The organism is Pseudomonas sp. H3_C08, from assembly GCF_054669455.1.
The window spans coordinates 4,013,951-4,034,606 of sequence record NZ_CP162803.1 but is presented as its reverse complement, the minus strand read 5'-3'; the positions used below and the strand labels follow the sequence as shown (position 1 = coordinate 4,034,606).

23 protein-coding genes, 1 tRNA gene and 1 pseudogene are annotated in these 20,656 nt (G+C 58.6%); 13 read left to right on the top strand and 12 right to left on the bottom strand.

What is annotated here, in order from left to right:
- Window positions 1–227: 227 nt before the first annotated feature.
- The 5 genes and pseudogenes from AB4N74_RS18365 to AB4N74_RS18345 form a co-directional block, all read right to left on the bottom strand.
- On the bottom strand, window positions 228–929 hold the full coding sequence (locus tag AB4N74_RS18365; protein ID WP_007949995.1) for a hypothetical protein: 702 nt from the start codon (window positions 927–929) through the stop codon (window positions 228–230).
- Window positions 930–1,046: 117 nt separating this feature from the next.
- Window positions 1,047–1,295 (bottom strand): annotated as a pseudogene (locus tag AB4N74_RS18360) (ATP-binding protein); the annotation flags it as partial.
- 49 nt (window positions 1,296–1,344) lie between these two features.
- Window positions 1,345–1,860 (bottom strand): DUF6622 family protein, encoded by a 516-nt coding sequence (locus AB4N74_RS18355; RefSeq protein WP_257358621.1) that lies wholly within the window; start codon window positions 1,858–1,860, stop codon window positions 1,345–1,347.
- A gap of 60 nt (window positions 1,861–1,920) precedes the next feature.
- Window positions 1,921–2,325, bottom strand: coding sequence for a GNAT family N-acetyltransferase (locus AB4N74_RS18350; protein ID WP_077574458.1), 405 nt, complete (start codon window positions 2,323–2,325; stop codon window positions 1,921–1,923).
- A gap of 56 nt (window positions 2,326–2,381) precedes the next feature.
- Entirely contained in the window at window positions 2,382–3,287 is a 906-nt protein-coding gene (locus AB4N74_RS18345; protein WP_257356081.1) for a LysR family transcriptional regulator, read from the bottom strand.
- A 102-nt stretch (window positions 3,288–3,389) separates the two neighbouring features.
- Here AB4N74_RS18345 and AB4N74_RS18340 point away from each other — a divergent pair, with 102 nt between their 5' ends.
- The gene (locus tag AB4N74_RS18340; protein WP_460096859.1) at window positions 3,390–4,562 is read left to right on the top strand and encodes an acetylornithine/succinylornithine family transaminase; all 1,173 of its coding nucleotides are present in this window, start codon (window positions 3,390–3,392) and stop codon (window positions 4,560–4,562) included.
- Between the two features lie 60 nt (window positions 4,563–4,622).
- Here AB4N74_RS18340 and AB4N74_RS18335 read toward each other — a convergent pair whose 3' ends face one another.
- The 4 genes from AB4N74_RS18335 to AB4N74_RS18320 all read right to left on the bottom strand — a co-directional run bounded on the left by AB4N74_RS18335 (window position 4,623) and on the right by AB4N74_RS18320 (window position 7,926).
- Window positions 4,623–6,542, bottom strand: coding sequence for an alkaline phosphatase D family protein (locus AB4N74_RS18335; protein ID WP_460096858.1), 1,920 nt, complete (start codon window positions 6,540–6,542; stop codon window positions 4,623–4,625).
- Window positions 6,543–6,613: 71 nt separating this feature from the next.
- Window positions 6,614–7,351, bottom strand: coding sequence for a hypothetical protein (locus AB4N74_RS18330; protein ID WP_093430661.1), 738 nt, complete (start codon window positions 7,349–7,351; stop codon window positions 6,614–6,616).
- Between the two features lie 115 nt (window positions 7,352–7,466).
- Window positions 7,467–7,622, bottom strand: coding sequence for a hypothetical protein (locus AB4N74_RS18325; protein ID WP_460096855.1), 156 nt, complete (start codon window positions 7,620–7,622; stop codon window positions 7,467–7,469).
- Window positions 7,623–7,632: 10 nt separating this feature from the next.
- Window positions 7,633–7,926 (bottom strand): hypothetical protein, encoded by a 294-nt coding sequence (locus AB4N74_RS18320; protein WP_460096852.1) that lies wholly within the window; start codon window positions 7,924–7,926, stop codon window positions 7,633–7,635.
- A 25-nt stretch (window positions 7,927–7,951) separates the two neighbouring features.
- On the opposite strand from AB4N74_RS18320, the gene AB4N74_RS18315 reads away from it, so the two are divergent.
- Together AB4N74_RS18315 and AB4N74_RS18310 are read left to right on the top strand one after the other, a co-directional pair.
- On the top strand, window positions 7,952–8,698 hold the full coding sequence (locus AB4N74_RS18315) for a hypothetical protein (protein WP_460096851.1): 747 nt from the start codon (window positions 7,952–7,954) through the stop codon (window positions 8,696–8,698).
- Window positions 8,699–8,743: 45 nt separating this feature from the next.
- Window positions 8,744–9,112 carry a PH domain-containing protein gene (locus tag AB4N74_RS18310; RefSeq protein WP_460096849.1) on the top strand — a complete coding sequence of 123 codons (369 nt, stop codon included), beginning with the start codon at window positions 8,744–8,746 and terminating at the stop codon, window positions 9,110–9,112.
- A gap of 12 nt (window positions 9,113–9,124) precedes the next feature.
- On the opposite strand, the gene AB4N74_RS18305 is transcribed toward AB4N74_RS18310, so the two are convergent.
- Window positions 9,125–9,454 carry a hypothetical protein gene (locus tag AB4N74_RS18305; protein WP_460096847.1) on the bottom strand — a complete coding sequence of 110 codons (330 nt, stop codon included), beginning with the start codon at window positions 9,452–9,454 and terminating at the stop codon, window positions 9,125–9,127.
- 135 nt (window positions 9,455–9,589) lie between these two features.
- Window positions 9,590–9,674 (bottom strand) — tRNA-Leu (locus tag AB4N74_RS18300).
- A 107-nt stretch (window positions 9,675–9,781) separates the two neighbouring features.
- Between AB4N74_RS18300 and queA the strand changes: the two genes are divergently transcribed.
- The 6 genes from queA (at window position 9,782) to AB4N74_RS18270 (ending at window position 15,885) form a co-directional block, all read left to right on the top strand.
- The gene (gene queA / locus AB4N74_RS18295; protein ID WP_007916915.1) at window positions 9,782–10,846 is read left to right on the top strand and encodes a tRNA preQ1(34) S-adenosylmethionine ribosyltransferase-isomerase QueA; all 1,065 of its coding nucleotides are present in this window, start codon (window positions 9,782–9,784) and stop codon (window positions 10,844–10,846) included.
- 14 nt (window positions 10,847–10,860) lie between these two features.
- On the top strand, window positions 10,861–11,976 hold the full coding sequence (gene tgt, locus AB4N74_RS18290) for a tRNA guanosine(34) transglycosylase Tgt (protein WP_163004798.1): 1,116 nt from the start codon (window positions 10,861–10,863) through the stop codon (window positions 11,974–11,976).
- 43 nt (window positions 11,977–12,019) lie between these two features.
- Complete coding sequence (gene yajC, locus AB4N74_RS18285; protein WP_007916913.1) at window positions 12,020–12,358, top strand: preprotein translocase subunit YajC; 339 nt, start codon at window positions 12,020–12,022, stop codon at window positions 12,356–12,358.
- A 64-nt stretch (window positions 12,359–12,422) separates the two neighbouring features.
- Window positions 12,423–14,291, top strand: coding sequence for a protein translocase subunit SecD (gene secD, locus AB4N74_RS18280; RefSeq protein WP_093430656.1), 1,869 nt, complete (start codon window positions 12,423–12,425; stop codon window positions 14,289–14,291).
- Between the two features lie 9 nt (window positions 14,292–14,300).
- Window positions 14,301–15,215 (top strand): protein translocase subunit SecF, encoded by a 915-nt coding sequence (gene secF / locus AB4N74_RS18275; RefSeq protein WP_186624502.1) that lies wholly within the window; start codon window positions 14,301–14,303, stop codon window positions 15,213–15,215.
- A gap of 121 nt (window positions 15,216–15,336) precedes the next feature.
- Window positions 15,337–15,885, top strand: coding sequence for a glycine zipper 2TM domain-containing protein (locus AB4N74_RS18270; RefSeq protein WP_007916907.1), 549 nt, complete (start codon window positions 15,337–15,339; stop codon window positions 15,883–15,885).
- Window positions 15,886–16,133: 248 nt separating this feature from the next.
- On the opposite strand, the gene suhB is transcribed toward AB4N74_RS18270, so the two are convergent.
- Window positions 16,134–16,952 (bottom strand): type III secretion system regulator SuhB, encoded by an 819-nt coding sequence (suhB, locus tag AB4N74_RS18265; RefSeq protein ID WP_016984379.1) that lies wholly within the window; start codon window positions 16,950–16,952, stop codon window positions 16,134–16,136.
- A gap of 145 nt (window positions 16,953–17,097) precedes the next feature.
- On the opposite strand from suhB, the gene trmJ reads away from it, so the two are divergent.
- The 4 genes from trmJ to AB4N74_RS18245 all read left to right on the top strand — a co-directional run bounded on the left by trmJ (window position 17,098) and on the right by AB4N74_RS18245 (window position 20,639).
- Window positions 17,098–17,868, top strand: a complete 771-nt coding sequence (trmJ, locus tag AB4N74_RS18260) for a tRNA (cytosine(32)/uridine(32)-2'-O)-methyltransferase TrmJ (protein WP_460096845.1) — start codon at window positions 17,098–17,100, stop codon at window positions 17,866–17,868.
- Between the two features lie 3 nt (window positions 17,869–17,871).
- Window positions 17,872–18,648 carry a serine O-acetyltransferase gene (cysE, locus tag AB4N74_RS18255; protein ID WP_025109222.1) on the top strand — a complete coding sequence of 259 codons (777 nt, stop codon included), beginning with the start codon at window positions 17,872–17,874 and terminating at the stop codon, window positions 18,646–18,648.
- Between the two features lie 237 nt (window positions 18,649–18,885).
- Complete coding sequence (gene iscR / locus AB4N74_RS18250; RefSeq protein WP_038362955.1) at window positions 18,886–19,377, top strand: Fe-S cluster assembly transcriptional regulator IscR; 492 nt, start codon at window positions 18,886–18,888, stop codon at window positions 19,375–19,377.
- Window positions 19,378–19,424: 47 nt separating this feature from the next.
- Window positions 19,425–20,639: an IscS subfamily cysteine desulfurase gene (locus AB4N74_RS18245; protein ID WP_007916899.1), complete on the top strand. Its 1,215-nt coding sequence runs from the start codon at window positions 19,425–19,427 to the stop codon at window positions 20,637–20,639.
- Window positions 20,640–20,656 lie beyond the last annotated feature (17 nt).

The following is a 20,656-nucleotide window of genomic DNA, read 5'->3' as shown; positions in this document are numbered from 1 at the left end:
ACATCGACCTGAGAGATTGAGGCGATTGTGGATTCGGCGCAGTACTTTCATTTCGGTGCATCTCTTGAATATCTCCCGATCGGCTCCCTCTCCCCCGGGAGAGGGCTGGGCGGGCGGCGTTCCGATGAGGGGCGAGGATTTTCGCCTCCTCACGAATCCCAAGCCGGACAACAAAAAGCCCCGCACTGAATCTCAGTGCGGGGCTTTTTCGTACAGCGGCTGCGCTATTACTGCGCGGCGATGCTGTAACCATCAAACGCAGTCTGCTGTTGCAGTGCGGTGATGATGTTCTTGCGGTTTACCGCCTGCTCGGTACCCGCGTTGTCGACGAAGACTTCGCTTTCCAGCTCCGCTTCTTCGCCTTCACCGACGAAGGTGAAACCGAGGAACTCCAGCGCTGCACGGTCTACGTTCAGACGCGAGCGTGGCGTGCGCAGCGGCAGGGTCACGCTGATGCCGTCCTTGCTGATGGTGAAGATTTCGACTTCTTTCTTCTTCGCAGCCTTGCTCTTGCCGCCGCTCGGGTTGCTGATCGCCTGATGGGTCTGGTTCAGCACTTTGAGGGCCAGGCCATAAACGATTTCCTGGAACGCCGGATCATCCTTGAAGCTGGACAGGATGCGGCCGATCGAGAACTTGCTGCTGAGGTCTTCAAGGGCGGCGAGGTCCGCCGCTTCGGCATCTTTCAGCGCCTTGAGTTCGCCCATCAGCTCGTAGGCCTTGTCGTCATCGAAGCTGTCGTGAGCCTGACGGATCGCCGCGCGCAGCTCGCGGATCTGGTCGCTTTCGCGGGTCGACTGGAACGCGTCCAGGACCATCTCGCTGATGATTTTGGCTTGTGGCAGGTGTTGTGAAAGATTGATGGAGTTTTCGTATTCCGCTTTGGACGATTCGGTGACTACGGATTCAGCGGTGTTGAAATCGGACATTGAAATTTCACTACTTTTTAACTTGAGTGGAGATGAGAAAGCCGCGGGCTTTTTCAGGCCGACTAATTTAGGGGAGCGGGGCGGCGTTGTCACGGAGCAACGGGCCGGCGGTCTCAACTATTTGCCCGGGCTGTGCAAATTCATTGAACGCATCATCCATTGTTCGGCGCTTTGTTGATCTGTTGATAGCGAGAAGCGGAACGTCGCGCCACGCCCGCTCATGTCCAGTAACTGTATATCGCGCCTGTGTAATTGCAGGATACGGTGCACGATACGCAGCCCCAGTCCGCCATCACGCCTTGCGCCACCGATATTGAACGGGCGCAGGAACAAACCTTCGCGCAACTCGGGAGCGATGCGGGGGCCGGCGCAGCCCCTCAGGAAAAACCGGTGTTGGTGAAAAGCGGTTCCTGAATCATTGGGCGCCCAATGGCGGGCGTTGAGCCTGAAGGGTGCGCAGCAAACGGTAATATTTCAGTGAGCGAGCGCTAATCAGACCACTGATAAAGCCTGATGCTGCGGCTTTGAACAGCAACATATCCGGGGCGGCAGCGCGCTCTGGGTGCACGTCATCCTGATAACCGAAGTAGTAGTTCACTGCAAAAAAAAGCAGGAGCAGAATCAGCGCTTTCCAAGTCCCCGGCACTATCAACCCGGTTTCCGGATCATCAAGATTTATCCCCTTGTTGGGGAAAATCAACCATGCCGACAGAGTGCCCAGTAACAAAGCAATGAGCCAGCCGCTGAGGCTCAAGTCTGGATCAACCGTCAGGTTCAACGACAACAGCGACCAGCCCAACAATACCAGCGGGGTCGACAGCAGGGAAAACCGGCTTTCATGTTGGGGTTTGCGGGCCTTGAGGCCGAAATACACCAGAACCAGAAAAACCACATAAACCCACAAGGGAGTATTTTGAAGAGTGACGAGCATCGCGCAGCGTCCATGCTGGAAAGAGAAGCTGATCATAGCCCTTGCCAGAGCGCACGCCCGTTATTTCAATCGCGGTCGCTCCATGGCAATCACCGACGTCTCAAAACCCAGGCGGGCAAAAAAGGCTTCGGCGCCTTCTCGTCCTGCACGCAGTACCCAGGTGATATCGGGGTTATCGCCCATGACATGCTCAACCAGTCTGCGGCCGATGCCTGTGCGTCGATACTCGCCATCGACCACGACCATCGACAGGTAACCGTTGGACAAGCCATCGGTTATGCCCCGGGCAAAGCCAACGATCTGCGCGCCGAGCAGGGCAATCGCCGTGCGTTGCGAGTGTTCGATGAGTTGCGCGAAATGTTCGCTGGAACCGGTACGGTGCCCCCAGCCATGTTGGCCGAGGAACAGCCGTACCGACTCCACTTCGTCAGATAGCAGGTCGCGTACGGTCAGGTTGTTGTTCATCTTCGCTTCGACTCCTTGTCAGTAATTCTTCGAGACATTGTCCATGTCGCTCGTTTTCAGGATCTGCCCCACGTCTGCATCGCGAATTCGACGAAGCGGCGCAGCTTCGGCAAACGATAGCGATCCGGAGCATAAAGCAAATGCAGGGGGCGGCTTGGAGGTTGATAATCGGGAACGACGGTCACCAGTTTGCCGTCGCGCAGATCCTGTTCCACCAGCGCATCGGGCAGCATCACGATGCCCATGCCGGTGCGTGCGGCCTGGTGCAACCCTGCGGAAGTGTTCATCAGCATCGGTCCGCTGACGTCGACGAGAATTTCTCCCTCCGGGCCGCTGAGGCGCCAGCGTTTTTCCACTGATTGCCAATCGTCGCCAGCAGGGTAGGCGAACGAGAGGCAGTCGTGTTGTTGCAAATCTTCAGGGGTCTGCGGCATGCCTCGACGCGCCACGTATTGCGGGGAGGCGCAGACGGTCAGTGTGTAATCGATAAGGGGGCGAGCGATTAGATTCGACTCGTCGAAATGCCCCAGCCGAAACGCCACGTCCAGACCACTTTCCAGCAGGTCGGGGCGGCTGTTGGTCAGCACTACATCCATTTTGACCTGTGGGTACTGCAGGGAGAATTCGCTGAGCGCTGGCGCCAGGCGTTCTACGCCAAAAGTCAGTGGCGCGGTAATGCGCAGCAGGCCACGCGGCTCATCGAGTGCTTGTTCCGCCAAGCGTTCGGAGTCGGCCACCAGTCCCAAGACATCCAGACAGCGCTGGTAGTAAACGCTGCCGAATTCAGTGAGTCGCTGACGTCGAGTGGTGCGCTGCAGCAGTTGCACGCCGAGCCGTCGTTCCAGCGCACGCAGATGATTGCCAACCATGGTCGTCGACATGTCGCACTGCAACGCGGCCGCCGTCATGCTCCCGGCTTCGACGACTTTGACGTACACGCTCATCGACAGGAACAGGTCCATTATCAAGCTCTGCTTTTAAATGAATGAAGTTTTGCCGAGTTTATCCAGTTTCGCTGGCTAACCATACTGCCAGCACACCGACCTGCACTGGAGTTTGAAGTCATGACCGCCGCCCTGATGAACACCTACCAACCACTGGCCTTGAGCTTCACCAAGGGCCTGGGCACTCGCCTGTGGGATCAGGCCGGTCGCGAGTATCTGGATGCGGTGGCCGGTGTGGCGGTGACCAATGTCGGCCACTCACACCCGCGGATCGTTTCGGCGATCAGCGAGCAGGCCGGGTTGCTGCTGCACACGTCGAATCTGTACAGCATCGACTGGCAGCAACAACTGGCGAAACGGCTGACTGAGCTGTCGGGGATGGAGCGCGCGTTCTTCAATAACTCGGGTGCCGAGGCCAATGAAACAGCGCTGAAACTCGCGCGTTTATACGGCTGGCGCAAACGCATCGAACAACCGCTGGTGGTGGTCATGGTCAACGCGTTCCATGGCCGCACACTTGGTACCTTGTCAGCCAGCGATGGCCCGGCGGTGCGCCTGGGCTTCAACGAATTGCCGGGGGATTTCCTCAAAGTGCCGTTCGGTGATCTCGCTGCGCTGGAACTGGTGCAGCAAAAGCACGGCGAGCGCATCGTGGCGATTCTGGTCGAGCCAATCCAGGGCGAAAGCGGTGTGCAGCTCGCGCCGCCGGGTTACCTGAAAGCCCTGCGTGAACTGTGCAATCGCCATGCGTGGTTATTGATGCTCGATGAAATCCAGACCGGCATCGGCCGTACTGGGCGCTGGTTTGCGTTTCAACATGAAGGCATTGTCCCGGATGTCATGACCCTGGCAAAAGGGCTGGGCAACGGCGTGCCGATCGGCGCTTGTCTGGCGCGGGGCAGGGCGGCGGATCTGTTCACGCCCGGGAGCCATGGCAGCACCTTCGGCGGCAATCCGCTGGCGTGTCGGGTCGGTTGCACGGTGCTGGATATCATCGAAGAACAGGGCCTGCTGGAAAACGCCCGGATTCAGGGTGAACGGCTCTTAACTCGTTTGAGCGCAGAGCTGGCGGACAATCCCAATGTGCTGGCGATTCGTGGTCAGGGTTTGATGATCGGTATCGAGCTGAAACAACCGGTGCGTGATCTGACCCTGATCGCCGCGCGGGATCATGGGCTGTTGATCAACGTCACGCGTGGCAAGACGATACGGCTGCTGCCACCGTTGACGATTGATGAGCGTGAGGTGGAGATGATTGTCAGAGGTGTGGGGCGAGCACTGATCGCGCATTGATGGCTGGCAACCAGCACTGTGGGAGCGAGCAGGCTCGCTCCCACATTTACGGTGCAGGCCTTAGTCCGGATAATCCGCCAGATCCGGCGCCAGCATCCGCGTCTTCGCCTTGCCATTCGAATTGTGCTGAATGATCTCGCGCGGCTGCCCCTGCTCATTGAAAAACACCTGACCGATCCCCGCCGAATTCCACAACCGTTCACCTGCCTCAGCATGTTCCGGCGTGTACGGCACGATGCGCATGCGGCGGCGTTTGGTAAACCAGTTCAGCGGTGACCGTGGCGAATAGAGCCAGCGGTTGAGGCGGTCGAACCATTCCAGCAGGGTTTTCGGAAACTCGTTTTTGATGCCACTGCTGGTGATCTGCCAGATTCGCGGCCCGGCCTTGCGGTGTCGGATAAGCACTTCGTAGACGAAGGAATAATGCACATCGCCCGACAGCACCACGTAGTTACCCGGTGTGCGCGAGTGGCGGAAAATGTTCAGTATTACCTGCGCGGCACCGCGATGGGCCATCCAGTTTTCCGCGTCGACCAGCAGCGGATAACCGCACCAACTGAAAACCTTCTGCACGGTTTCAATCAGCTTCACGCCGAAGATCGGCGCCGGGGAAACGATGATCGCTGACGGGTGATCGAGCAGTTCCTGTTGCAGTTCGCTCAGCGCCTCCCAATCGAGCAGGCCCGAGGGCTGCTTGAGCGCCATCTCACTGCGCCAGCGGCGGGTACGGGTGTCGATGACTACCAGCGCCGGACTGCTCGGCAGGACGAAATGCCATTGCTGAAAGCGCAGCAAATCATCGATCAGAGCATCCTGCACCGGGCTGTCGAGATACTGGTCATCACCGCTGGCGCTCAGCCCCAGTGTTTTCTCCAAGACATCCTTGAAGGCATCGGGATTGTTGCCCCAGCCCTGACACAACATATAGGCGATCAACGCGTTGCCGATGATGCGTTTGGAGAACGGATGGTCGTAGGCCGTTTCCTCCCATTGCGCAGACAGGTTCCAGTCATCGGTGATGTCGTGATCGTCGAAAATCATCAGGCTCGGCAGATGCGCCAGCGCGCGGGCGACCTTGCCCAATCCAGCCTTGAAGGCATCGATGCGAGTCTGTTCGAGGTCATAGCGCTTGAGGCGTTCGGGCGTCAGTTCGGGCGCTTGCGGATCGATCAGCGACCAAGGCGTCGGCGACCACACCAGCAGGTACATCGCCATGACTTCGGCGAACGTCACCAGGTGATTGTCAGCACTGCTGCTGGTGAAAATCGGCTTACGCGCGCCGCCGAAAAATCGCTCGCGCAATGTCTCGTTGCTTTCCAGCGCCGGTAACAAATCCGCACGGTGGTAGTAACTGGCCGGGTGTTCGTAGAGCTTGGCGCTGTCGCTGACTACCGCGCCTTCGAGGTGTTCGTCGAACAGGCCGAGCCTTTCGATCAGGGCATGAATCGCCCGCAGCATCGGGCCGGCCACATCGTCGGCGTAGACCTGGTCGCCGCTCATCATCAACAGGGCCGGACGTTGTTGCGCGTCGGTTTCCGTCGCCAGCAATTGGTCGACGCACAGCAAACCATCCGCCGTCGGGTGATGCGGTTTGCGGCAGGAGCCGTGTAGCAGTTGATCGATCCGTGAGCGCAGAACGAAGTTCGGGCTGGTCGCATCGCCGTACAGCAGATGCGGCGCCCAGTCGGCGATGCCCTCAGCGTTGTCGATCAGCAGGTCATAGGCGATCCGCGTGTCGCAGGGCAGGGCGCTATCGAGAGCAACATCGATGAGATGAACAAAGGCCTCGCGGCCTACGGGAATGATCGTGCATTTCCCGGCATCGAGTGGAATGTCTCCTACACCTTGCAGGCGTAAGGTCAGCGCCAGTGGCCGCGTGCCGACCAGCCACATGACCACGCGCGTTGGCTCAAGCCGTCGCAGCAGCGGGCCGGCCAGGACAGGAGGCAGCGGGATCAGGTCAGCGGGTGTCGAAGACATCGAGGGCAAAGCTCAAGGCGCACAGGCCGGCGATGATAGCGCAGGCGGCGCCTTGAACCCTTAAATCAGCCTTAAGAGTCGGCTTTTTGCAGTTTCAGCGCCAACAAACGCCATTGAGCAGGCAGCGCGTCAACTCGCGGCTGCTCTTGCACCGAGCAATCGAAACGGTAGGTGACATCGTCGCCGTTCATGTTGCGCGCGGTGACGGTGTTGTTGAAGGTGTAGACCTGATCCTTGAAGCGGTGGCTGACCAAGGCTTTGCTGTCAGCGAAACGCGCCGAAGCGGGAAAGCGCAACGTGCTGGTCACAAACGGGCTGCACATGACATACGCAATCATCGATTTGTCGGCCTGGGCGTCGCCGCGTAATTTCTTGTTCAGCGCTGCCAGGGCCATGCGACCGTCATAGTCGCTTTGATCCAGCACGGTCTGTAACCCGATCGATTTCGGCGCCCGGCTGGCGTAGTTCGGCAGCAATGCGGAATCGGGAGGAGAGGGCGTGTCGTCCGGCTCGATGGCAGCAAAAGCCGGCGCATCTTTCAGTTCGGCGGCGGGTGTGACTGCCTCGGCTTCAGGCAATAAAGAGCTCGGCTCGGTGACCTGCGTGTTTTCGGCCTGCGGCGCTTCGTAGTCATGCGACGAAGGAAACAACGACAACGTGATCGACAGCACCACCATCGCCACAATGAAGCCGCCCGCAGCACCCACGATGTTGCCGTAGAAAATATTCCAGCTGCCGCGGTTCTTGACCACCCAGCGCCACATGAACCCCCACACCGCGACAAACGCCAGAAAACGCAGAAACTCCATTTGATCCTTTCCTTAAACCTTCAAAACCTGAAATCAACGCACGCCCAAGGTGAACGCTGACGATGGGCGGCAAGATAACAAAACAGACGTGTAATGCCAGTGGCGATAGCCGTGCTCAGTGAAAATTGAGCGCGAAAAACGCCAGCGTCGTCACACCCGCAGCCAAGCCACAGATACCAGCGAAAAGTTGCCGGGCCAACGGATGCTCTGGCCGAGGGCGCCTGACCAGCCACATCCAGACGCCCGCCAGCACGCCGAACGTGGTGATCATTTGCAACACGCTACTGGCAAGATTTTCCGGTGAAGGAGAAACGTGCGCCGGGAAAAGGCTCGAACAGATCACCGAAAAAAATCATCGCTACGATGAAGCCGCTGGCGGCACCCGCCAGGTTGGCGAGGATCAGGTTCCAGGCACCACGAGTCTGCACGACCCAAGCCCAAACGGCTGCCCAGACGAAAAAGTACAACACGGCCATCAAGGTGTTTCTCCCTCTGAAAATTGACTCCATCGAGGCGCTGGCGACCTCGTTACTGGCAGTGGACGGCAAGATAGCAAAATAGTAGCGTCGCGCCATCGCTCTCCTCTGTAATGGACTACCTATGCCTGTCAGAACTCATTTTTTGCGCCTTTTCTGCGCAATCACAATTGCCGTCGCAATAACCCCCGCATTCGCCGCCGTGCAAGAGCACCCGGAAAACAGCTGGAAGTATTACGCCGGCAACTGCCAGCGCGTGCTGGAAAAAATGGCCGACGTACAAAGCGGTCGGACCACGGCCTACGACGTGATGTTTGCCCTGGAAAGCAACCTGCAGATCATGAATGAACACCGCTCCAACCTGACGCCCAATCACTTGGGCTCGCGAGAATTCGCTGAATGCGAAAACTTCGCGGGCCAGGCTGAAGCAATCATTGCTCAAGGCAAAGCCGAGTTCGCCGCGAAAATGCAAGGCGCTGCGGAGGAAGGCCGAATTGTCCACCAGAACTCCCCCGAATACCAACGCGCCCGCGCCCTCGGCTACAGCGACGTCGGCGACATCTCCTTCCTGAAACTGCACGAAGACACCGACGGCGAAGCACGCTTGAAAACCATGCTGATCACCGTCGACGAAATCTGCGGCCAGTACTTCCGCGCCACGCAATACGTGAAGCCGTATGTGATCTATACGGTTCGGCCTTCTGACGGCGGTTGTGGTGAGGTGAAACGCGTAGCGGTGGTTGGCGGCCGATCGGTGGAGAAGGGCGATTACATTGATGAGAAGAGCGAATTTCAGTATCTGGGCTGGAAAAAGCTTGTCGGCGCCGATGGCTTCCCGACGGATATCCGCGTGCTGAAAGCCCGTCGTTGAACCAAAGAAATACCGGGATGTTTTCTTGAAGATGAGGATGGACAGATGATCGACTTCAACAACAAAGGCTTCTTCAAACTCAAGCAGAGCGATGAGTACGCCGAACGCGTAAGCGCGCTGCTGCTGGATGGCGAAGAAGTGATCGACTCTTACAAGGCCATGCGTGACGGCGTGGTGTTTACCAACAAACGCATCATCGCGGTCAACGTTCAGGGGATTACCGGCAGCAAGAAGGATTTCACGTCCTTGCCGTACAAGAACATCGTCGCCTACTCCGTGGAAACCTCGGGCACGTTCGATCTGGATTCGGAGCTGGAGATTTACTTCTCGTCACTGGGCAAAGTGAAGTTCGAATTCACCGGGAAGACGTCGATGGTGGAGATTTCCAAGTACATTTCGAAGCATCTGCTGTAACGGCAAAGCCCATTACAAGATGTCTTTCAAATAGCCCTTGAGCGCAAGGAGCGGCTGATCCAGCTGCTCCAGCGAACGCGCCTCGCTGAACTCAGCGGACAACTTGTGCAGCTCGCGCCCCAGCGGTTTCTCGACACCGCCCAAGGCATCCATCGCCAGCCCCAGGCATTCATTCATCTTGAACTGAATGGTCTCGACATCCCCGCGCCGCACCAATAGTTCGAAAATGTCTTTCTGGTAATCACCCATGATCATGTCATCCCGCAGGATCGGGCTCAGGCCTTCTTCCTCGTAAGCGAGTTTGAGGGAGAAAAGGGCGACTGTTTCCAGTGACGTTTCCATGGGTGGGTCCTTGGGGGTTCGGTTGACCAAGAAGTGGTGGATCAAAAGATCGCAACCTTCGGCGGTTCCTACAACAGCAGCCACTTTCCGACAGACGAAAAAAAAGGCCTTGCTAAGCAAGACCTTTCTTAATTTTGGTGCCCCGAGGGAGACTCGAACTCCCACTCCTTTCGAAAACGGATTTTGAATCCGCCGCGTCTACCAATTCCGCCATCAGGGCTCAATGGCGGCGAAGTATAGAGATGAGATTACCGTCGGTCAATCAGGTACATAGAGAATTTTCGATATTTCCGCTAGACTTTCCGGCCCTGCTAGACGAACCCCATCATGCGCGTTGCTGACTTTACTTTCGAGCTCCCTGATTCGCTGATCGCCCGCCACCCTTTGGCCGAGCGTCGCGGTAGTCGCCTGCTGACCCTTGACGGGCCGAGCGGCGCCCTCGCACACCGTCAATTCACTGATTTGCTTGAGCATTTGCGCCCGGGCGATTTGATGGTGTTCAACAATACCCGGGTGATTCCGGCGCGGCTGTTCGGGCAGAAAGCGTCCGGCGGCAAGCTGGAAATTCTCGTTGAGCGGGTGCTCGATACGCACCGCGTGCTGGCCCATGTGCGTTCCAGCAAGTCGCCGAAGCCGGGTTCGAAGATCCTTATCGACGGTGGTGGCGAGGCAGAAATGCTCGCGCGTCACGATGCGTTGTTCGAGCTGGGCTTCGCTGAAGAAGTGTTGCCGCTGCTTGATCGCGTCGGGCACATGCCGTTGCCTCCTTATATAGACCGCCCGGATGAAGGCTCGGATCGCGAGCGTTATCAGACCGTTTACGCCGAGAAACTCGGTGCGGTGGCGGCGCCGACGGCGGGGCTGCATTTCGATCAGTCGCTGATGGAAGCGATTGCCGCCAAGGGCGTCGAGACCACTTTCGTCACGCTGCACGTGGGCGCGGGGACGTTCCAGCCGGTGCGCGTCGAGAAGCTTGAAGATCACCACATGCACACCGAGTGGCTGGAAGTCGGCCAGGACGTGGTCGATGCGGTCGCTGCGTGCCGTGCGCGCGGTGGTCGAGTGATTGCGGTCGGCACCACCAGCGTGCGTTCGCTGGAGAGCGCCGCGCGCGATGGCGTGCTCAAGCCGTTCAGTGGTGACACCGATATCTTTATCTTCCCGGGCCGGCCGTTCCATGTGGTCGACGCCTTGGTGACCAATTTCCATTTGCCGGAATCGACGCTGTTGATGCTGGTTTCGGCATTTGCCGGTTATCCCGAGACCATGGCCGCCTACAAGGCCGCCGTCGACAACGGTTACCGCTTTTTCAGCTACGGTGATGCGATGTTCATCACCCGTAATCCCGCACCTACTGCCCCTAAAGAAACCGGCCCAGAGGAAACAGAATGAGTCGCGAATGTCGCATGTCCTTTGAACTTCTGGCCACCGATGGCAAGGCCCGGCGTGGTCGCCTGACCTTCCCGCGTGGCACCGTCGAGACCCCGGCGTTCATGCCGGTGGGCACTTACGGCACGGTCAAGGGCATGTTGCCGCGTGACATCGTTGCCACTGGCGCAGAAATCATTCTCGGCAACACCTTCCACCTGTGGCTGCGCCCTGGCACCCAAGTGATCAAGGAACACGGCGACCTGCACGATTTCATGCAGTGGAAAGGCCCGATCCTCACCGACTCCGGTGGCTTCCAGGTGTTCAGCCTCGGCGCGATGCGCAAGATCAAGGAGGAGGGCGTGACCTTCGCCTCTCCGGTCGACGGCGCCAAAGTGTTCATGGGCCCGGAAGAATCGATGCAGGTGCAGCGTGATCTCGGCTCCGACATCGTGATGATCTTCGACGAATGCACGCCGTACCCGGCTGACGAAGACGTCGCGCGCGTGTCGATGGAACTGTCGCTGCGCTGGGCTCAGCGTTCGAAAAATGCCCACGGTGAAAACACCGCGGCGCTGTTCGGCATCGTGCAGGGCGGCATGCACCAGGATCTGCGCATGCGCTCGCTGGAAGGCCTCGACAAGATCGGCTTCGATGGTCTGGCCATCGGCGGTCTGTCGGTGGGCGAGCCGAAGCACGAGATGATCAAAGTCCTGGATTATCTGCCGGGCATGATGCCGGCTGACAAACCTCGTTACCTTATGGGCGTTGGCAAACCGGAAGATCTGGTTGAGGGTGTGCGCCGCGGTGTGGACATGTTCGATTGCGTGATGCCAACCCGTAATGCCCGCAATGGGCATCTGTTCATTGATACCGGCGTGCTGAAGATCCGTAACGCGTTCCATCGCCATGATGAATCGCCGCTGGATCCGACCTGCGATTGCTATACCTGCCAGAACTTCTCCCGCGCTTATCTGCATCACCTGGACAAGTGCGGCGAAATGCTGGGAAGCATGCTCAATACCATCCATAACTTGCGCCATTATCAGGTGCTGATGGCTGGTTTGCGCGAGGCTATTCAACAGGGTACATTGGCCGCCTTTGTCGATGCCTTCTACGCCAAACGCGGGCTCCCCGTTCCGCCTTTGGACTGAGTTTTCTGACCCCAAGATTCAACATTTGCAACTGGAGTGCTAAATGAGCTTTTTTATCTCTAACGCCATGGCTGACGCGGCTGCACCGGCTGCTGCCGGCCCAATGGGCGGCGGTTTCGAGTGGATTTTCCTGGTCGGCTTCCTGGTCATCTTCTACCTGATGATCTGGCGTCCACAGGCCAAGCGCGCCAAAGAGCAGAAGAACCTGCTGAGCAGCCTGCAGAAAGGTGACGAAGTTGTGACCACTGGCGGCATCGCCGGCAAGATCACTAAAGTTGCCGATGACTTCGTGGTTCTGGAAGTTTCCGACACCGTGGAAATGAAGTTCCAGAAAGGCGCCATCGCCGCCACGCTGCCAAAAGGCACGCTGAAAGCGATCTGAAGCAACAACTTCTACTCAATCGACGGGGCGCGCAAGGCGCCCCGCGTTCATAACGGGCGGCGTGATGCTGAACAAATATCCTCTGTGGAAATACATTCTGATCCTGGCGGTGCTGGCGGTCGGTCTGATTTATTCCGCTCCCAATCTTTATCCTGATGACCCGGCCATTCAGGTCAGCGGTGCAAGCACTGCGCTGCAAGTCAATCAGGCTGATCTGGACCGTGTGAGCACTGCGCTCAAGGAATCCGGGATCAACGTCAAGGCAGCCACGCTGGCGGCAAACGGCAAGGGCGGTCTGATCCGTCTGAGCAAGGCTGAAGATCAGCTGCCGGCCAAAGACGTTGTGCGCAAGGCATTGGGTGATGACTACGTCGTCGCGCTGAACCTGGCACAGACCACCCCGCAATGGCTGCGCAACCTGGGCGCGCACCCGATGAAACTGGGTCTGGACTTGTCCGGTGGTGTGCACTTCCTGCTGGAAGTGGACATGGATAAAGCCCTCGATGCACGCCTGAAAGTTTACGAAGGCGACGTCAAGAGCCTGCTGCGCAAAGAGAAGCTGCGCTATCGCAGCCTGCCGCAACTGGGCGGTGCCATTCAGTTGGGCTTCAGCGATGAAGACTCCCGCGAACAGGCCCGTGCACTGATCCGCAAGAACTTCAACGATTTCGACATTGTTCCGGCCGACCTCAACGGTCAACCGGTGCTGCGTCTGGCGATGACCCCGGCCAAGCTGGCGGAAATCCGTGAATACTCCATCAAGCAGAACTTGACCACGGTACGTAACCGCGTCAACGAGCTGGGTGTTGCCGAACCAATCGTTCAGCGCCAGGGCGCCAACCGCATCGTGGTTGAGCTGCCGGGCGTGCAGGACACTGCCGAAGCCAAGCGTATTCTCGGCAAGACGGCCAACCTTGAGTTCCGTCTGGCTGCAGAGCCGGGTGCTTCGAAAGCCACTTCGGAAACCTTCGAGTTCCGCGAAGGCAAGCGTCCGCCAGCACAGATCGAACGTGGTCTGATCATCACCGGTGACCAGGTTACCGATGCCAAGGCCGGTTTCGGCGAGCACGGCACACCTGAAGTGAACATCCGTCTGGATGGTCACGGCGGTGAGCTGATGAGCCGCGCCACCCGTTCGAACGTTGGTCGCAGCATGGCGGTGATCTTCATCGAACAGCGTCCGGTCACCACTTACACCAAGCAAGTGGTGAATGGCGTCGAGAAAGACGTTGCCGTTCAGACGTTTAAAGAAGAGAAGAAGATCATCAGCCTGGCGACCATTCAGTCGCCGCTGGGCGCTCAGTTCCGTATCACTGGTCTGAACGGTCAGGGCGAATCGTCCGAACTGGCGCTGTTGCTGCGTGCCGGTGGTCTGGCTGCACCGATGTACTTCGCTGAAGAGCGCACCATCGGCCCGAGCCTGGGTGCGGACAACATCACCAAAGGTATCGATGCGTCGCTGTGGGGCATGCTGTTCGTGTCGCTGTTCATCATCGCCATCTACCGCTTCTTCGGCATCATCGCCACCGTCGCACTGGCGGTGAACATGGTGCTGCTGCTGGCCTTGATGTCGCTGCTGGGTGCAACGCTGACCCTGCCGGGTATCGCCGGTATCGTGCTGACCATGGGTATGGCGGTCGACGCCAACGTGCTGATCTTCTCGCGGATCCGTGAAGAGATCGCCGCCGGCATGACCGTGCAGCGTGCAATCAACGAAGGCTTCGGCCGGGCATTCACCGCGATTCTCGACGCCAACCTGACCACGTTGCTGGTCGGCGGGATTCTCTTTGCCATGGGCACCGGCCCGGTCAAAGGTTTCGCAGTGACCATGTCCCTCGGGATCTTTACCTCGATGTTCACGGCCATCATGGTGACCCGCGCAATGGTCAACCTGATCTTTGGCGGACGTGACTTCAAGAAGTTGTGGATTTAAGGGGCTGCCATGTTACGTACAATCAACTTCATGGGCGTTCGCAACTTCGCGTTCGGCGTCACAGTGTTTCTCACGTTGCTGGCTATTTTCAGTGTCGCTACCAAGGGCATGAACTGGGGCCTGGACTTCACCGGCGGTACGCTCATCGAGCTGACCTACGAGCGTCCGGCCGATGTCACCAAGGTGCGTGAAGAGCTGGTGACTTCGGGTTACCACGAGGCCATCGTGCAGAGCTTTGGTGCAACCACCGATCTGCTGGTGCGTATGCCGGGTGAAGATCCGCAGTTGGGGCATCAGGTCGCGGAAGCGCTGCAGAAGCTCGGCGGTGACAACCCGGCGACGGTCAAGCGCGTCGAGTTCGTTGGCCCGCAGGTCGGTGAAGAGCTGCGTGACCAGGGCGGCCTCGGCATGCTGCTGGCGCTCGGCGGCATCCTGATCTACCTGGCTTTCCGCTTTCAGTGGAAATTCGCGGTCGGCGCCATCGTTTCGCTGATCCACGACGTGATCGTGACCATCGGTATCCTGTCGTTCTTCCAGATCACCTTCGACCTGACGGTGCTGGCGGCGGTACTGGCGATCATCGGTTACTCGCTGAACGACACCATCGTGGTATTCGACCGGGTTCGTGAGAACTTTCGCGTGCTGCGCAAGGCTTCGCTGATCGAGAACATCAATATCTCGACCACTCAGACCCTGCTGCGGACCATGGCGACGTCGATCTCCACCTTGCTGGCGATCGCGGCACTGCTGTTCTTCGGTGGCGACAATCTGTTCGGTTTCTCGATTGCCCTATTCATCGGTGTTCTGGCGGGTACTTACTCGTCGATCTACATCGCTAACGTGGTGCTGATCTGGCTGAACCTGAGCACTGAGGATCTGATTCCTCCGGCGAACACCGAGAAGGAAGTCGACGATCGTCCATAACGGTCATCGTTTTCCCGGCTGTCAGCCCAAGAAAGGCGCGAGTTGAACTCGCGCCTTTTTTTATGCTCCAAGGCTGGGAGAAGCGCGGGCGTGTCCCGCATGTGATGGTCAGGAGGTTCATGTGAACAAGTCGTTGCTGGTTGGTGCGGTATTGGGTGCTGTCGGTGTAACTGCCGGGGGTGCTGTTGCCACCTACAGCCTGGTTAAAAGCGGCCCTGAGTATGCGCAAGTGTTGGCCGTCGAGCCGGTTAAAACACAGATCAAGACTCCACGTGAAGTGTGCAAGGACGTGACAGTGACGCGTCAGGCACCGGTAAAAGATCAGCACCAGATTGCCGGTACCGTTGTGGGTGCGCTGGCAGGTGGTTTGCTGGGTAATCAGATTGGCGGCGGCACCGGCAAGAAAATTGCCACGGTGGCCGGTGCGGTCGGTGGCGGTTATGCGGGTAACAAGGTGCAGGAAGGCATGCAAGAGCGTGACACCTACACCACCACGCAAACCCGCTGCAACACGGTCAACGACATCAGCGACAAGGTCGTCGGTTACGACGTGCGTTACTCGCTCGATGGCAAGGAAGGTAAAGTGCGGATGGATCGCGATCCGGGCAACCAGATTCCGGTCGACAAGGAAGGCAAGTTGATTCTGTCGCAGAATGAGCCGGCTCAGTAAGGACCGACTGTTTTAACAAGAAGCACCCTGCGGGGTGCTTTTTTGTGCCCGCCATTTCTGGCACACCGTACCCTCCTGTGGGAGCGAGCCTGCTCGCGAATGCGGTGTGCCAGCCGACATCAATGTTGATTGTCAGAATGCATTCGCGAGCAGGCTCGCTCCCACATGAAGATTTTGGCGATCTGAAGATCGAATTCCAGGCATAAAAAAAGCACCCCGAAGGGTGCTTTTTCCGTTTCGCGTGAAGCTTAGCGCTTCAGCGAAGCCGGCAGGTGCGGCTGGATCGCCGTCAGTACTGCCTTGAAGCATTTGGTGTTGCCGGCAACGATGTGGCCTTTTTCAAGGAAGTCGTGACCGCCGGTGAAGTCGCTCACCAGGCCGCCGGCTTCTTGAATCAGCAGGGCGCCTGCAGCCATGTCCCACTCGGACAGGCCCGACTCCCAGAACGCGTCGAAGCGACCGGCAGCGACATAAGCCAGATCCAGGCTTGCCGACCCGGCGCGGCGGATGCCGGCAGTCTGGCCAACCAGGGCGCGGAACATGCCCAGGTAGTTGTCGAGGTTGTCCATCTGGTCATCACGGAACGGGAAGCCGGTACCCAGCAGGGCGCCGTCAAGGCTGGTGCGACCGCTGACGCGCAGGCGACGACCGTTCAGTTGGGCGCCGCGACCACGGCTGGCGGTGAATTCTTCCTGACGAACCGGATCCAGAACAACAGCGTGTTCCAGGCGACCGCGGTATTTGCAGGCGATGCTGACAGCGAAGTGAGGAATGCCGCGCAGGAAGTTGGTGGTGCCGTCCAGCGGATCGATGATCCACAGGTACTCTTCGCCTTCGATGCCGGTACCGGCGTGCAGGCCAGTCTCTTCACCGCGGATGGAGTGGTTCGGGTAAGCCTTGCGCAGCGCGTCGATGATTTTCTGTTCAGCGGCGCGATCGACCTCGGATACATAATCCTTGGCGTCTTTTTCGTCGACCTTGATGGTATCCAGGCGCTCGATGGAGCGGAAGATCAGTTCACTGGCGCTGCGGGCGGCGCGCAGCGCGATATTCAGCATGGGCTGCATGGATGTGTCACCTAAGGTTGTTAAAGAAAGCCGCGCATTCTATCAGAACTTTTCTTCAGGTGAAGGACGCTGTTCGCTTTCATAGCTTAACGGTAGGCTGTTCTGTAAGATTTGCCCCCCTTTCCTGTGTCCGAGAGCGCCTCCCTTGCTGCATAACATTCGTGTCGTCCTGGTCAATACCAGCCACCCCGGCAACATCGGCGGGGCCGCGCGCGCCATGAAAAACATGGGTCTGTCGCGATTGGTGCTGGTCGAACCGCGGGTCTTCCCGCACCACGAAGCCGATGCTCGTGCTTCCGGTGCCGGTGACATCCTTGAAAATGCGCAAGTCGTCGCCACCTTGGAAGATGCCTTGGTCGGCTGCAATCTGGTGCTTGGCACCAGCGCCCGTGACCGCCGGATTCCCTGGCCACTGCTGGATCCGCGCGAGTGCGGCACCAAAGTGGTTGAAGAAGCCGGCCAGGGCGCCGAAATCGCTCTGGTATTCGGTCGTGAAGATTCCGGTCTGACCAACGAAGAGCTGCAGCGATGTCACTTTCACGTGCACATCCCGTCCGACCCTGCGTTCAGCTCGCTGAACCTCGGCGCGGCGGTGCAGGTGTTGAGCTATGAGGTGCGCATGGCCTGGCTGGCCGCCCAAGGTCAGCCGAGCAAGATCGAGAAGGAAGAAGTGGCTTCGGTGAAAAGCGCCGAGCTGGCGACCATGGATGAGCTGGAGCGCTTTTATGAGCATCTGGAGCAGACGCTGGTCGCCATCGAATTCCTCGATCCGGAAAAGCCGCGGCACTTGATGGCGCGCCTGCGCCGGTTGTACGGACGCAGCTCGGTCAGTCGGGCGGAAATGAACATTTTGCGTGGCATCCTCACGGAAACCCAGAAAGCGGCCCGTGGTGAGCTTCTTAAGCGGAAGGACTAAATGATGTTTGAGCGTTTGCGTGAAGATATCCAGAGCGTATTCCATCGAGACCCGGCGGCGCGTAACGCTTTTGAAGTCCTGACCTGCTACCCCGGCATGCATGCGATCTGGATCCATCGATTGGCCGGCATGCTGTGGCGCAACGAACTGAAATGGCTGGCGCGGCTGGTGTCGAACTTCGGTCGCTGGCTGACCGGGATCGAGATTCACCCGGGGGCCAAGGTCGGTCGTCGTTTCTTTATCGACCATGGCATGGGTATCGTCATTGGTGAAACCGCCGAGATTGGCGATGACGTGACTATTTATCAGGGCGTGACCCTCGGCGGCACTAGCTGGAATAAGGGCAAACGCCACCCGACGCTGGGTGATGGTGTGGTCGTGGGCGCGGGCGCCAAGGTGCTCGGCCCGTTCACCGTCGGCGCTGGTGCCAAGGTTGGTTCCAACGCCGTGGTGACCAAAGAAGTACCGCCGGGCGCCACGGTTGTCGGTATTCCCGGGCGCATCATCGTCAAGTCCGATGAAGAGCAGGATGCCAAGCGCAAGGCCATGGCCGAGAAGATCGGTTTCGATGCCTACGGCGTCAGCGAAGACATGCCCGACCCGGTGGCGCGTGCCATTGGTCAGTTGCTCGATCACCTGCAAGCGGTGGACGGGCGGCTGGAGGGGATGTGCGGCGCGCTGAAGGATCTGGGTAGCAATTACTGTGCGAAAGATCTGCCTGAGCTGCGTGAAGAAGACTTTGCCTGTGTGAAGGGTAAGGATCAGAGTCAGGCCAGCTAAACCGCGCCGATTCCTTCGCGAGCAGGCTCGCTCCCACAGGGAATAGCGTTCCAGTGTGGGAGCGAGCCTGCTCGCGAAGAACGATAACGCGGTACTGCTGGCTGCAAGCCGCCAGCCTTTGCTATGATGCGCGCGCTCTTTTGCGGGTAATCCTGACTAAAGTACTAGGTCTTAAAGTTGACTTAAATACTCGGGAATTGCATACTCGCCCCATTCTGAACTCCGTGGTAACTGTCCATGCGACTGACTACAAAAGGCCGATACGCCGTGACCGCCATGCTTGACCTGGCGTTGCACGCGCAGCACGGGCCCGTGTCCCTGGCCGATATCTCCGAGCGCCAAGGCATCTCCCTGTCCTACCTCGAACAGCTGTTCGCCAAGCTGCGCCGCAGTAACCTGGTTTCCAGTGTTCGCGGCCCGGGTGGTGGCTACCAGTTGTCCCGCGAAATGCAGGGCATCCAGGTCGCCCAGGTGATCGATGCAGTAAACGAATCGGTCGATGCCACCAAATGCCAGGGCCAGGGCGATTGCCATTCCGGCGACACCTGCCTGACCCATCATCTGTGGTGCGATTTGAGCCTGCAGATTCACGAATTTCTAAGTGGTATCAGCTTGGCTGATCTTGTGACTCGCCGTGAGGTGCAAGAAGTAGCCCAGCGTCAGGACCAGCGTCGTTGCAACAGCAAGGCGCCACGCCTGGACAAGATTGAAGCGTCCGCCGTCGAATGACAGCCAGAGAGCTAGCGGCACGCCAGCCCTGATTTAGGAGATAGTCCATGAAATTGCCGATTTACCTTGATTACTCTGCGACCACCCCGGTTGATCCGCGTGTTGCGCAAAAAATGAGTGAATGCCTGCTGGTCGACGGAAACTTCGGTAACCCGGCGTCCCGTTCCCATGTGTTCGGCTGGAAGGCTGAAGAGTCCGTTGAAAACGCCCGTCGTCAGGTGGCCGATCTGGTCAACGCTGATCCGCGCGAAATCGTCTGGACTTCCGGTGCTACCGAGTCCGACAACCTGGCAATCAAGGGCGCGGCACATTTCTACGGCTCCAAGGGCAAGCACCTGATCACCTCCAAGATCGAGCACAAGGCTGTCCTGGACACCATGCGCCAACTGGAGCGTGAAGGTTTCGAGGTTACTTACCTCGAGCCGACCGAAGACGGTCTGATCACCCCGGCCATGATTGAAGCTGCACTGCGCGAAGACACCATTTTGGTCTCCGTAATGCACGTGAATAACGAAATCGGCACCGTTAACGACATCGCCGCGATCGGCGAAATGCTCCGCGCCAAGGGCGTTCTGTTCCACGTCGACGCCGCTCAGTCCACTGGCAAAGTCGAGATCGACCTGCAGAAACTGAAAGTCGACATGATGTCGTTCTCCGCCCACAAAACCTACGGCCCTAAAGGCATCGGCGCGCTGTACGTCAGCCGCAAGCCTCGTGTGCGCATTGAAGCGACCATGCATGGCGGCGGTCACGAGCGCGGCATGCGTTCCGGCACCCTGGCGACCCACCAGATCGTCGGTATGGGTGAAGCGTTCCGCGTAGCCAAAGAAGACATGGCTGCTGAAAACGTCCGTATCAAAGCCTTGAGCGACCGCTTCTACAAGCAGGTCGAGCATCTGGAAGAGCTGTACGTCAACGGCAGCCTGACCGCTCGCGTTCCGCACAACCTGAACCTGAGCTTCAACTACGTTGAAGGCGAGTCGCTGATCATGGCGCTCAAGGATCTGGCGGTATCGTCTGGTTCGGCCTGCACCTCGGCGTCGCTGGAGCCTTCGTACGTGCTGCGCGCCCTGGGCCGCAACGACGAACTGGCACACAGCTCGATCCGCTTCACCTTCGGCCGTTTCACCACCGAAGAAGAAATCGACTACGCCGCGCAGAAAGTCTGCGAGGCCGTTACCAAGCTGCGCGCTCTGTCGCCGCTGTGGGACATGTACAAAGACGGCGTCGATATCTCGAAAATCGAGTGGGCGGCACACTAAATATAGAAGCCGCCAGA